This is a genomic window from Acidovorax sp. FG60 (genome assembly GCF_057808995.1).
Map to the genome: position 1 here is coordinate 254,404 of NZ_JBMDJC010000005.1, position 11,688 is coordinate 266,091.

General features: G+C 63.6%; 12 protein-coding genes. 3 read left to right on the top strand and 9 right to left on the bottom strand.

All coding sequences use genetic code 11. The features are described 5' to 3' along the window. Positions 1-89: 89 nt before the first annotated feature. Both flgM and ACODS0_RS10240 read left to right on the top strand, forming a co-directional pair. On the top strand, positions 90-410 hold the full coding sequence (gene flgM, locus ACODS0_RS10235) for a flagellar biosynthesis anti-sigma factor FlgM (protein ID WP_121508442.1): 321 nt from the start codon (positions 90-92) through the stop codon (positions 408-410). Between the two features lie 71 nt (positions 411-481). Beyond that, positions 482-856, top strand: coding sequence for a hypothetical protein (locus tag ACODS0_RS10240; RefSeq protein ID WP_121508443.1), 375 nt, complete (start codon positions 482-484; stop codon positions 854-856). A gap of 262 nt (positions 857-1,118) precedes the next feature. On the opposite strand, the gene ACODS0_RS10245 is transcribed toward ACODS0_RS10240, so the two are convergent. From ACODS0_RS10245 to motA, 9 genes are all read right to left on the bottom strand, one after another. Then, positions 1,119-1,835, bottom strand: coding sequence for an RNA polymerase sigma factor FliA (locus ACODS0_RS10245; protein ID WP_121421293.1), 717 nt, complete (start codon positions 1,833-1,835; stop codon positions 1,119-1,121). A 27-nt stretch (positions 1,836-1,862) separates the two neighbouring features. Beyond that, on the bottom strand, positions 1,863-2,660 hold the full coding sequence (locus ACODS0_RS10250) for a hypothetical protein (RefSeq protein WP_488834711.1): 798 nt from the start codon (positions 2,658-2,660) through the stop codon (positions 1,863-1,865). Next, positions 2,653-4,149 (bottom strand): flagellar biosynthesis GTPase FlhF, encoded by a 1,497-nt coding sequence (gene flhF / locus ACODS0_RS10255; RefSeq protein WP_121508445.1) that lies wholly within the window; start codon positions 4,147-4,149, stop codon positions 2,653-2,655. Before flhF ends, ACODS0_RS10250 begins: the two co-directional genes overlap by 8 nt. Continuing rightward, the gene (gene flhA / locus ACODS0_RS10260) at positions 4,146-6,227 is read right to left on the bottom strand and encodes a flagellar biosynthesis protein FlhA (protein WP_121421290.1); all 2,082 of its coding nucleotides are present in this window, start codon (positions 6,225-6,227) and stop codon (positions 4,146-4,148) included. Before flhA ends, flhF begins: the two co-directional genes overlap by 4 nt. Next, positions 6,224-7,378, bottom strand: coding sequence for an EscU/YscU/HrcU family type III secretion system export apparatus switch protein (locus ACODS0_RS10265; RefSeq protein WP_228898963.1), 1,155 nt, complete (start codon positions 7,376-7,378; stop codon positions 6,224-6,226). Before ACODS0_RS10265 ends, flhA begins: the two co-directional genes overlap by 4 nt. Positions 7,379-7,609: 231 nt before the next feature. Next, positions 7,610-8,230, bottom strand: a complete 621-nt coding sequence (locus ACODS0_RS10270) for a protein phosphatase CheZ (RefSeq protein ID WP_055398299.1) — start codon at positions 8,228-8,230, stop codon at positions 7,610-7,612. A 4-nt stretch (positions 8,231-8,234) separates the two neighbouring features. Then, the gene (gene cheY / locus ACODS0_RS10275) at positions 8,235-8,621 is read right to left on the bottom strand and encodes a chemotaxis response regulator CheY (protein ID WP_010466076.1); all 387 of its coding nucleotides are present in this window, start codon (positions 8,619-8,621) and stop codon (positions 8,235-8,237) included. Between the two features lie 72 nt (positions 8,622-8,693). Beyond that, positions 8,694-9,626, bottom strand: a complete 933-nt coding sequence (gene motB / locus ACODS0_RS10280) for a flagellar motor protein MotB (protein ID WP_055398298.1) — start codon at positions 9,624-9,626, stop codon at positions 8,694-8,696. Between the two features lie 30 nt (positions 9,627-9,656). Then, positions 9,657-10,517, bottom strand: a complete 861-nt coding sequence (gene motA / locus ACODS0_RS10285; RefSeq protein ID WP_055398297.1) for a flagellar motor stator protein MotA — start codon at positions 10,515-10,517, stop codon at positions 9,657-9,659. Positions 10,518-10,912: 395 nt separating this feature from the next. Here motA and rfbF point away from each other — a divergent pair, with 395 nt between their 5' ends. Further along, positions 10,913-11,683 (top strand): glucose-1-phosphate cytidylyltransferase, encoded by a 771-nt coding sequence (gene rfbF / locus ACODS0_RS10290; RefSeq protein WP_218301575.1) that lies wholly within the window; start codon positions 10,913-10,915, stop codon positions 11,681-11,683. Positions 11,684-11,688: the final 5 nt, after the last annotated feature.

Here is an 11,688-nt window from a genome sequence, read left to right on the forward strand (position 1 = left end):
GGGGCGGTGATAAATGGCTAAAGTCCGGGCCAAATGGGTCGAAAACATTGCTACTGTGCCCCACATCAAACGGGGTGGTGGAGAGAGCGATGAAGATTGGTCAAAAACCGGAACTCCCGGGCGCCTTGGCGCAGACGGGGCTTGCCAAGCAAGCCAAAAGTCCTGCCAGCGCTGCTGAAGGAGCCGCCAAAGACGCTGCGGCTGTGTCAACCGCCGGTGTGCCCGTCACCGTCTCCACCGCTGCCCGTGCGCTGGACCAGACATCCCGTTCCACAGGTGATTTTGATGCGAGCAAGGTCAAGGCGGTGCGGGCGGCCATCGAAAAAGGCACTTTTTCGGTGGACGCCGAAGCCATTGCCGACAAGATGCTCTCCAACGCCCAGGAAATCCTGGCCCGCTCGCGCGGTTGATTCCTCAGCGTCCCGCACGCACCTTTATTGACAGACTTGGCAGGCAGGCGCTATCCACCTCACAATGCGCCATGTCCCTGGAAGAATCCCTCTCGGCTGTTGAACAGCTGATCGAAAAAGTCTCCGCCGCCCTTCTCGCGGCAGACCCCCAATCCCTGGAAAAGAACAGTGTGGCCCTGCGGGATGCAGCGGCCCAGTTCGCGCGCGTTCTGGAGCAGACTGCAGCCAGGGGTCTGCCCGTGCCGGCACAGCTGCAAAAGCGAGCCCGGGCCATTGACGATATGCTTGCCGTGCACCGCGAAAGCCTGGCGCGCCTGGCCGTGAATGCCGATCGCCAGGTGGCAGGCTTGGTGCCGCAGGCGGGCACACCCTCCACCTACGGCGACGGTCGGGGCGCACAGGCCGGCAAGCCCGGCGTGGCCCGTATCTACAAATCGGCTGGTTGAGCCAAAAAAAGATAGCTGCTGGCGCTTGTCCCTGTTGGCTTTGAGAGGAAAAACCTCTCAAAGCCACGGATTACAAGTGCAAGCAGCTATTGTTTTGACCGTTACCAGTGAAGGCCGGAGGATTGAACTTCGATGTCTGCTCGGCGCGGTTACCCCTGAAACGGTCGCAGCCCCCGACCAGTGCCACCGTGGAACTGGCTCCGCCAGGCCACTGGTGGCGTCCCCCTTCAGGGGGAAGGCGCCGAAGGCGACTCAGGGGTAGTCAATGCGCCCGCATCTTGGCCCGCAGGCGTGCGATGGACTGGCTGTGCAGCTGGCATACCCGAGATTCGGTCACCCCCAGCACGGCCGCGATCTCCTTGAGATTCATGTCGTGCTCGTAGTACATGCCCATGATGTGCTGCTCGCGTTCGGGCAGGGTCTTGATGGCATTCACCAGCGACATCTTGAGCCGTTGGTCGCGCAGCAATTCCAGAGGGTCTGCGTCGGCGTCTGCCACATGGCGGTCCAGAAAGCCGTCATCGTCCTCGTTGCCATGCGTCATGTCCTCCAGATACACCAGTTGTGTACCCCGAACCTTGCCGAGCAGGCTTTGGTATTCGACCAAGCTCATGCCCATCTCGCTGGCAATTTCAGACTCCAGCGGGCTGCGGCCCAGCTTCTGCTCCAGCCGGTGCACGGCGTGTTCGATGTCTTTCTGGCTCTTGCGGGAGCTGCGGCTCATCCAGTCGCCCTCGCGCAGCTCGTCGAGCATGGCGCCGCGGATGCGCTGGGTGGCAAAGGTCTCGAACTGCACACCCTGGGCCACTTCGTAGCGCGACAGGGCTTCCGCCAAGCCCATCATGCCAACCTGGATCAGGTCGTCCAGCTCCACGTTGGGAGGCAGCTTGGCGATCATGTGGTGCGCGATTCTTCGCACCAGCGGGACGTGCTGGCGGATCATCGCATCACGATCGAGCTGGCCTTTGGCGGTGTACATCAGATCAACGGCTCCGGACAAATCAGATCAATGGCTCCGGACAAAATGCGCAGGCATGGCTGCCAAGTTGCTGGGTGGCAGCGCTGTCAGCGACTCACTGATAGTGCCCGCATTTTCCAGCAGTTGCAAGGCCAGGCGCTGGAGGTCCTGAGGGTTCTGTGTGGCGATGGTGGTCGTGCGGACCGGGCCGCCCAGGTGGCGTTCCGCGCAGTCCTGCAAGGTCATCAGTGCATGCTGGGTCTTGCGCCGTTCTGCGGGCGTGGTGCCGCGCAGCAAAGCCGCCACCATACAGGGCAGTCCTGTGTGCATCGCGATCTGTTTGAGGCTCTTGTAACTGGTCAGCACACCAGCCGAGCCGTCGCCCATCACCACCAGCGGTACGGTGGCGGTGTGCGTCAGCAGCGGCCCCAGCGTGGCCGCAGGCGCGTGCAGCACGATCAGCCCGTAGGTTCGGAAATAGGGCAGCAGACAGGGCAGGGGTGCGGTCTCGTTGCGGCTGGCCTCGCGGCTGACGCGCTGCAGGCCTTTGGCTGCGGGAATCACTGCCAGCGATGAGGCCATGGCCCCCATGTTGAGGCTGACGCCCTCGTTCCACGGCGCTTGTTGCAGCAGGTGCAGCAAACCCGGGTACTCGTCCGTCTCCTGCGCTGTGCCGTCGAGCACCACGACCGGGTAGCCCAGGCGCTGCAGGCTGGCGCAGATCTGCCAGAGCGTCTCCAGCCCGGTGCCCGCGTTGTCCTGGCTGGCAACAGCCACCACGCGCAGCTCTGACTGCGGGGTGAAGCTGTGCAGGCCGGCTGCCTGGTGAAAACCGATATCAAGCATCGACCAGCCCCCGTTCGTTCATGGTGTCGGGCGAATGCGAGAAGAAGAAATTCAGGTCGGTCGCCTTGGGGTCGAAGGCCGACTTGGCAGGCGCGCGCATGGAGGTGCTGATGAGCTTGTGCGCATCGGCACGTTCCCAGTCTTCCGGCACACGCTGGCCGTTGGTCACGCCGCGCAGCACCATCTGGTGGCGGATCAGTGCGTCGATGGCGGGGCCCAGCTTCACGGCCTCGTCCACCTTGGACAGGATGGCTTGCTGGGAACCTTCGGTCTTGAATGCGGTGAGCACGTCATCGAGCGTGTCGCCATGGCAGCCTGCGTTGAGCACCAGCAGGCGGTTGACGTGGGGCAGGTCCAGCACGTCCAGCATGTCGCGCTTGCGCGGGTCGCGGGGGGCCACGCCGGTGGTGTCGATCAGCACCATTTTCTTGCCGCTGAGCAGGCCCAGGAGGTCCTGCAGCGCGGCGCGGTCGTGCGCCAGATGGGCCACGATGCCCAGCATGCGGCCGTAGCTGCGCAGCTGCTCGTGCGCGCCCACACGGTAGGTGTCCAGAGTGATCAGGCCCACGCTGCCCGGGCCATGGATGCGCGCACACAGCGCGGCCAGCTTGGCCGTGGTCGTGGTCTTGCCCACGCCGGTGGAGCCCACCATCGCGAAGATGCCGCCTTGCTCATACAGCGGAGGCTCGGCCAGGTCGGTCTTGAGGTTGCGCTCCAGCACATCCATCAGCCAGCGCACCGACTCGGCGGCCGACAGGTCTTCCGGCATGCGCTCGAGCACGGCGCGGGCCAAAGATGGGGAGTAGCCTGCACGGATCATCTTGAGCATGAGGTTGGACTGGATCGGGTTCTGGCGCGCCTGGCCCAGCCAGGCCATGGTGTTAAAGCGGTCTTCGATCAACTCCCTCATGGCATGGAGTTCATTCATCACGCTTTGCTGGTTGTTGTTCGACTGGGCCAGGTGGGCGCTGGCGGCTTCCTGCCGGCGGCGTGGAGGCTCCGGTGGAATGTCCATGGGGATGCTGCGCAGCGGGTTGTGGCGCACGACGGCGGGTGCTGGCATGCGTTCGCGCTCGGGCTCCTGGTCGCGGCTGCGCTCCGACAAGGTTTGTGGTTCGGCCGGGCCGTTGAGCGCCTCGTGGCGGCGGCGCAGCATGCGCTCGCGCACGTAGTCCTGGAACGACAGCGTGCTCATCGCCAGCTGCTCGGTGTCTTCCTCGACTGCGTTGCGGCCCAGGGTGCTGGCTGCGGCGGTCTGGCTGGCGCGCTGGGGGGCGCTGCGCGCCGGTGTGGGGGCCAGCAAGGGCGGGTTGCTGGACGCGCCTGCACTTCCATCCAGGGCCGACAGCGTGTCTTCGGCCGTGGCCACAACCTCGACGCCGTTGGCCGTGGGGCGGTTGGACAGGATGAGGGTGCCCTCTCCAAAGGCCATGCGCGCCTTGGCCAATGCCTCGCGGGAGGTGGGGGCGGTAAAGCGTTTGATGTTCATGCTGATGCACCTCTAAGGATCGGCCCAATGCGGATGGTGTGGGTCTCTGGAATTTCACTGTGCGCAAGCACTTGCAGCCGGGGCGCCACACGGCGCACCAGGCGGGAGATGGCGTTGCGGATCTGGTCGGGAACCAGCAGGCAGGCGGGCAGGCCCATCTCTTCCTGCTTGAGGGCCACCTCGGCGGCCTTTTGCGTGAGGATGTCGGCCACGCCGGGGTCCAGAGCCGGTCCTGCTGCGTTGCCCAGGGCTTGCACCAGCAGGCGTTCCAGGCCAGGCTCGATCGCAATCACGTTGAGTTCGCGGGTGGGGCCGTAGATCTGCTGGACGATGGCGGGCGACAGCGCAATGCGCACGCGGCGGGCCAGCTCGACCGGGTCTGTGATGCCACCGGCGTGCTCGGCCAGCGTTTCGATGATGGTCCGGATATCGCGGATGTGCACAGACTCTTCCAGCAGCAGCTGGAGGACCTTCTGGAACGTTGCGATGGAGACCATTTTGGGGACCACTTCTTCGATGAGCTTGGGGGCCAGCTTGGCCACGTGCTCCACCAGTTGCTGGGTTTCTGTGCGACTAAGAAGCTTGGCGGCTTGCACTTGCATCAAGTGTGACAAATGGGTGGCCATCACGGTTTCGGAATCAACGACGGTAAAACCCGCCATTTGTGCGGCTTCCTTCTGCCGTTCGTCGATCCAGTGGGCTGGCAGGCCAAAAGCGGGGTCGGTGGTGGGCGTGCCGATCAGGGGCGTGGTGATACCGCCGGGGTTGATGGCCAGGAACATGCCGGGGAAGGCTTCGCCTTCGCCCACCACCACGCCACGCAGCGTGATGCGGTAGCCGCTGGGCTTGAGTTCGAGGTTGTCGCGCACATGCACGGCGGGCGGCAAGAAGCCCACTTCTTGCGCAAACTTGCGGCGCACTCCCTTGATGCGGGTGAGCAGGTCGCCCTGGCGGCTCTTGTCCACCAGGCTGATCAGGCGGTAGCCCAGCTCCAGGCCCAGCAGGTCTATGGGTTGCAGGTCGTCCCAGGTGGCTTCGCCATCGCTGACCGGGGCGGGCGGTGCTTCGACTTCGGGCGGCACTTTCTGGCGTTCGTACAGCACCCAGGCGGCGTAGCCCAAGAGGCCACCCATGGTCAGGAACACCATGTGGGGCATGCCGGGGATCACGCCCAGCAGCAGCAGGATGCCGGCGGTCACGCCCAGCACGCGGGGCGACATGAAGAGCTGCTGCACGATCTGGCGGCCCATATCGTGGTCCTTGCCCACGCGCGAGATCACCATGGCCGCAGCCACCGAGATCAGCAGCCCGGGAATCTGTGCCACCAGAGCATCACCAATGGCCAGCAGGATGTAGCTATCAGCCGCCTGCTTGGCCGAGAGGTCGTGCTGCAAAACCCCGATGGCAAAGCCACCGATGATGTTGATGAGCAAAATCAGGATGCCGGCGACCGCATCGCCGCGCACGAACTTGGAGGCACCGTCCATGGAGCCAAAGAAGTTGGCTTCTTCCGCCACTTCGGCGCGGCGGCGCTTGGCTTCCTTTTCGTCGATCAGGCCCGCGTTCAGGTCGGCGTCCACGGCCATCTGCTTGCCGGGCATGGCGTCCAGGGTAAAGCGTGCCGACACTTCGGCAATGCGCTCGGCGCCCTTGGTGATCACCACAAAGTTGATCACCACCAGGATGGCGAACACGATCAGCCCCACGGCAAAGTTGCCGCCGATCAGAAAGTGACCAAAGGCCTCGATCACCGCACCCGCCGCGCCGGGGCCGGTGTGGCCTTCGAGCAGCACCACGCGCGTGGAGGCCACGTTCAGCGACAGGCGCATCAGGGTGGTCAGCAGCAGCACCGAGGGGAAGGCTGCGAAATCGAGCGGCCGCAGCATGTAGGCCGCCACCATCATCACCATCAGGGCCACGGCGATGTTGAGCGTGAAAAACGCGTCGAGCAGCCAGGGCGGGATGGGCAACACCATAAGCGCCAGGATCGCCACCACCAGCAGTGGTGCCGACAGGCCCTGCAGGGCGCCTGCATTGGTGCCCGCCCATTGTCGAAGAGACGTTACGGAGGTGTTCATACGGCGGCGCCTTGCACGGGAGTGCGGTTCAGCGGATCAAGTTCAGGCGGAACGAAGGGCTCCACCAGGCTGTCGGGCATGCGGCCTTCGCCACGCAGGGCGGCCTTGAGGCGGTAGACATAGGCCAGCACCTGGGCCACGGCGGTGTAGAGCGTGGCGGGAATGGCCTGGTCCAGTTCGGCATGCGCATACAACGCCCGGGCCAGCATGGGCGACTGCAGCACGGGCACGTCGTGCGCCTTGGCCACGTCGCGGATCTTGAGCGCGATGAGGTCGGTGCCGCGCGATATCACTTGGGGGGCACTCATGGTCTTTTCGTCGTACTTGAGTGCCACCGCATAGTGGGTGGGGTTCATCACCACGAAATCGGCCTTGGGAACTGCGCCCACGCTGGCGCGGTCGGCAATCTCGCGCTGCTTCTGGCGGATGCGGCCCTTGGTGTGGGGGTTGCCGTCGGATTCCTTGTGCTCTTGCTTGACTTCCTCGTGCGACATCTTCAGGCGCGACTTGAAGAAGTAGGCCTGCAGCGGCACGTCCACCAGCGCGGCCAGGAACACGACCAGCAGCAGCAGGCTCATGCCCGAAGTCAGCCAGTCAGCCAGCTGGCGAATGGCCATGGGGGAGGGCTGCAGCACCAGCATGGCCACGGTGTCGATGCTGTTGCCCATGAACTTCCAGGCCACATAGCTCAGGATCGCGGTCATCAGCACCATCTTGGCCACGTTGGCCATCTGCTGCTTGGAGAACAGGTTGGCCAGGCCCGAGATCGGGTTGAGCCGGTTGAACTGCGGCGTGATGGGCTTGAGGCTCAGGATCCAGCCGCCAGCGCCAATGGCGCTGATCAGGGCGGCGGCGCTGGTGAGGATGGCAAACACTGCACTGGCCACCAGGCCCACCACCACCATGTCCTGCAGGCGCTTGAGCATGGTGCCTGGCGCCATGACGGTGGCGGCGTCAAACGCCAGTTGCTGGCTCATGGCCCGCTGCATGTGGTCCATCAGCTGGGGCGCCAGCACCAGCAGGCAGGCGGCCCCGGCACCCAGAATCGCGAGGTGGGAGAGATCGCGCGAGCGTGCTCCCTGGCCGTCTTCGCGCGTTTTCTGCAGCTTGCGCTCTGACGCGGGTAGGCTTTTTTCTTGGCTGGATTCCATGGTGGCATGACGGCTGGTGTCATGCCATTGTCGTGAGCAGCCCGGAAATCTAAAGCTGGATAAGGGGGCTGCAGCCCCCTCTTTTCCATGCGGGCCGAAGGGGCCTTGCCTGCGTGGCCTCACCCGAAAAAGGGTGGGTGGTGCCGGGATGGGATACTAAAAAAGATAGCTGCTAGCGCTTTGTGGACAAGCGCTAGCAGCCATTTTGACCGCAAAAAGCCCCGGGCGGGCTCAGAACCCGAGGCTGGCCAGCAGGTCGTCCACCTGGGACTGGTCGGTGACCACGTCGGGGGTGTGCTCGGGGTCCACCACGGGGCCCTGCAGATGCTGAGGGCGGGGTGGCTCGACGGGCACCTGTGCGTTGGGTGGGGCCGTTTGAATCAACAGCTGGACCAGCTGGTCTTCAATGGTGGCCGCCAGGTTGACCACGCGGGCAATCACCTGCCCCGTGAGGTCGTGAAAGTCCTGTGCCATCATGATTTCGGTGAGGTGCGTGTCGGCTTCCTTGGTCACGCGCTCCACATCGGTCAGGAAGTTGAAGATCTCGCCCTTGGCCACGGCCGCCACCGGGTCGGCCACCAGCGAGTTGACGACCCGGCGCGTTTCCGCCGCGATGTAGTCATGCTGGGCTTTGGCCTGTTCGACGCGGTTGAGCACCTTCTCGGCCGCTTCCCCCGTCAACCGCGCGATGTAGGACAGGCGGCTTTGCGCGTCGGGCAGTTCGCCCATGGAGCCGCGCAGTTTGTCGGCATAGCCCAGTTCGTTGAGCGAGTCGTGCAGCTGGCGCGTCAGCTGGCCAATCTTGTGGTGTACATCGGCAGGCGGCTGGCTGTTGTCCGGTGTGTCGTCCATGGTGTCATAGCCCCATCTTTTTCAGGATCAAGGTCACTTTTTCTTCCAGCGTGGCCTTGGTGAAGGGTTTGACGATGTAACCCGCTGCGCCACCCTGGGCGGCTGCCACGATGTCTTCCTTGCGGGCTTCGGCTGTGACCATGAGGACGGGCAAGTGCTTGAGCTTGTCGTCCTTCTTGATTTCAGCCAGCAGCTGAAAGCCGTTCATGTTGGGCATGTTGATGTCCGTCACCACGAAGTCGAACTTGCTGTTGCGCAGCTTGTTCAGGGCGGCCACGCCATCTTCGGCCTCGTCGGCATCGGCAAAGCCGCTTTCCTTGAGCAGATTGCGCACGATGCGCCGCATGGTGGAGAAGTCGTCAACGATCAAAAAACGAAGGGCTGTGGTCACTTGGGACCCTTTCGGTCGAGAATTACTGTGGGCATTGTCATGGGTGGCAGGTTTGGTGACAAGTCGTAACTGTTACCTGCTTGGGGGGGGATTTTCCCGCTTTTCATTCAGCAGTTCTGTGGAAGTGATTTCGGGAATCCCTTTGCCCATGAGTCGTTCTTCGGCCTCGCGGGTCAGCACCGTGATGGTGATGCGCCGGTTGGCGGGTGCGCGCGGGTTGTTTGGCTCCAGCAGATCGCTGGCCGCCAAGCCCACCACACGTCCCAGTTTAGCGTCTGGCATGCCGGCCGACACCAACTCGCGGCGTGAGGCATTGGCGCGGTCGGCCGACAGCTCCCAGTTGCTGTAGCCCCGGTCGCTGTTTCCGTAAGGCACGGCGTCGGTGTGCCCGGCCAGGCTGATGCGGTTTTCCACCCCGCCCAGCGCTGCCCCGATCTCGCGCAGGATGTCGCGCATGTAGGGTTTCACCAACGCGCTGCCGCTGTCGAACATGGGGCGGTTCTGGTCGTCGATGATCTGGATCTGCAGGCCGTCGGGGGTGATGTCGATGCGGATCTGCGACTTGTATTCGTTCAGGCGTGGGTTTTCGGTGATGAGCGCGTCGATCTTGGCCTCCAGGGCCTTGATGCGGTCCAGGTCCTGCTTGGCGCGCTCGGCGCGGGCGGCATCAATGCTCATGCGGCGCTGCTTGGCCTCTTCCACGTCAGAGCGCCGCACTTGTCCGTGCACCTTCGAGAGATCGTTGCCCCCGCCCGGAATCACACTGGAGCTGTTGCCCGCGCCGTCGCCGCCGGTCATGGCCACCTTGAGCGGAGACGCGAAATACGCGGCGATCCCCTGCAGTTCGCCCTTGGCCGTGGAGCCCAGCAGCCACATCAGCAGGAAGAACGCCATCATCGCCGTCACGAAGTCGGCATAGGCGATCTTCCAGGCGCCGCCATGCACCGCATGACCGCCTTTCTTGATGCGCTTGATGATGATGGGCTGGAGTTTTTTTTCTGCCATGGCGTTTGGGGTTTCGCGGCGCGGACGTCGCTACTTCTTGCCTTTCACATGCCCCTCCAGCTCGGTAAAGCTGGGGCGGACGCTGGAGAAAAGCACCTTGCGGCCAAATTCGATGGCCGTGGCGGGGTTGTAGCCCTGCATGCTGGCCAGCAGGGTGGACTTGATGCACTGCAATTCCTTGGCAGCGTCTTCAGTCTTTTGCTCGACCAGGCCGCCCAGGGGTTCGACCACACCGTAGGCCAGCAGAATCCCGAGGAACGTGCCCACCAGCGCCGAGCCGATCATGCCGCCCAGCACCGAGGGCGGCTGGCCCACCGAGCCCATGGTGTTCACCACGCCCAGCACGGCGGCCACGATCCCGAAGGCAGGCAGGGCACCGGCCAGGCGGGCCAGCGCGGCCACGGGGGCGTGGGCTTCCTGGTGGTGGGTGTCGATCTCGCTGTCCATCAGCGCTTCGATCTCGTGGGAGTTGAGGTTGCCCGACACCATCATGCGCAGGTAGTCGGTGGTGAACTCGATCACATGGTGGTCGCTGCCCACGGTGGGGTACTTCTTGAAGATCTCGGACTCGTGGGGCGCTTCCACATCCTTTTCGATGGCCATCAGCCCTTCCTTGCGGGCCTTTTGAAGGATGTCATAGAGCATGGCCATCAGCTCCATGTAACGGGCCTTGGTGTACTTGGAGCCCTTGAGTGCCATCGGAATGGCCGCCAGGGTGGCCTTGATCACCTTGGGCTGGTTGTTCACCACGAAGGCGCCCAGTGCGCCGCCCAGAATGGTGACGATCTCGAAGGGGAGGGCCTTCAGGATCACACTGATGTTCCCCCCGTGCACGATGTACACGCCGAAGATGCAGCCTAGGCAGACAACGTAACCAATGATGACGAACATGCTGTAGACGTGTTGGGCGGCAGCCGGGGCTAAACAAGTGGGCGGGCGGAGCCGCTGGCAACGCGGCTTACCGAAGGTTACTGTAAATGTATCGGATTGATGAGTGTGGAATGCACTCAAGAGCGCCATCAACACAGGCCTTCTTCGGGAAATGGCGCCAGCGCCACACCTTTGCCTCTTTTGCCGGGGTTTTGACGGTTGTCCTGGGGCGCGGATTATGTAAAAAAAGCCTCTATCGCTTGGTGGTAGAAGGTTTGTTGCTATATAAAATATAGCGATATTCCAATTGTTTGCACCCATCTCCATCTGCGCGCGGTGCCAATCCCTGCATTTGGCCCGTATTTCCACAGTGACAGGGCCTTTTGGCGGCGCAGGGGCTGCACTATGCTGCGGGCATGAAAGCCGTACTGCTCGCGGGGGGGCTGGGAACCCGCATCTCGGAAGAGTCGCACCTGCGTCCCAAGCCCATGATCGAGATCGGTGGGCGGCCCATCCTTTGGCACATCATGAAGATGTACGCCGCCCATGGCGTCAACGATTTCATCATCTGCCTGGGCTACCGGGGCTACGTGATCAAAGAGTATTTCGCCAACTACTTCCTGCACATGTCGGACGTGACCTTTGACATGGCCAACAACCGCATGGAAGTGCACCACCGCCACGCCGAGCCTTGGCGCGTGACGCTGGTGGACACCGGCGAAAGCACCATGACGGGCGGGCGCCTGCGCAGGGTGCAGGAATACCTGCCCGAAGGCGAGCCCTTCTGCTTTACCTATGGCGACGGCGTGGCCGACCTGGACATGACCGCGCAGTTTGCCTTCCACCGCGCCCATGGCCGCCAAGCCACGGTGACGGCCGTGCAGCCCCCGGGGCGCTACGGCGCGCTGGTGCGTGACGGCGAGACCGTGGCCGGGTTCGAGGAAAAACCGCGTGGCGACGGCGGCTGGATCAACGGCGGCTTTTTTGTGCTGCAGCCCGAGGTCATCGACTACATCGACGGCGACGCCACCAGCTGGGAGCTGGAACCCATGGCCCGCCTGGCCACCAGCGGCCAGCTGCGCGCCTTTGAACACACGGGCTTTTGGCAGCCGATGGACACGCTGCGCGAGAAGAACCTGCTCGAAGACCTGTGGCAATCGGGCCGTGCCCCCTGGAAATGCTGGTGAGCACG

What these genes read in the sequence shown, in the direction of transcription:
- flgM (WP_121508442.1), top strand. Translation starts at nt 90, where the DNA reads ATGAAGATTGGTCAAAAACCGGAACTCCCGGGCGCCTTGGCGCAGACG.
- ACODS0_RS10240 (WP_121508443.1), top strand. Translation starts at nt 482, where the DNA reads ATGTCCCTGGAAGAATCCCTCTCGGCTGTTGAACAGCTGATCGAAAAA.
- ACODS0_RS10245 (WP_121421293.1), bottom strand. Translation starts at nt 1,835, where the DNA reads ATGTACACCGCCAAAGGCCAGCTCGATCGTGATGCGATGATCCGCCAG.
- ACODS0_RS10250 (WP_488834711.1), bottom strand. Translation starts at nt 2,660, where the DNA reads ATGCTTGATATCGGTTTTCACCAGGCAGCCGGCCTGCACAGCTTCACC.
- flhF (WP_121508445.1), bottom strand. Translation starts at nt 4,149, where the DNA reads ATGAACATCAAACGCTTTACCGCCCCCACCTCCCGCGAGGCATTGGCC.
- flhA (WP_121421290.1), bottom strand. Translation starts at nt 6,227, where the DNA reads ATGAACACCTCCGTAACGTCTCTTCGACAATGGGCGGGCACCAATGCA.
- ACODS0_RS10265 (WP_228898963.1), bottom strand. Translation starts at nt 7,378, where the DNA reads ATGGAATCCAGCCAAGAAAAAAGCCTACCCGCGTCAGAGCGCAAGCTG.
- ACODS0_RS10270 (WP_055398299.1), bottom strand. Translation starts at nt 8,230, where the DNA reads ATGGACGACACACCGGACAACAGCCAGCCGCCTGCCGATGTACACCAC.
- motB (WP_055398298.1), bottom strand. Translation starts at nt 9,626, where the DNA reads ATGGCAGAAAAAAAACTCCAGCCCATCATCATCAAGCGCATCAAGAAA.
- motA (WP_055398297.1), bottom strand. Translation starts at nt 10,517, where the DNA reads ATGTTCGTCATCATTGGTTACGTTGTCTGCCTAGGCTGCATCTTCGGC.
- rfbF (WP_218301575.1), top strand. Translation starts at nt 10,913, where the DNA reads ATGAAAGCCGTACTGCTCGCGGGGGGGCTGGGAACCCGCATCTCGGAA.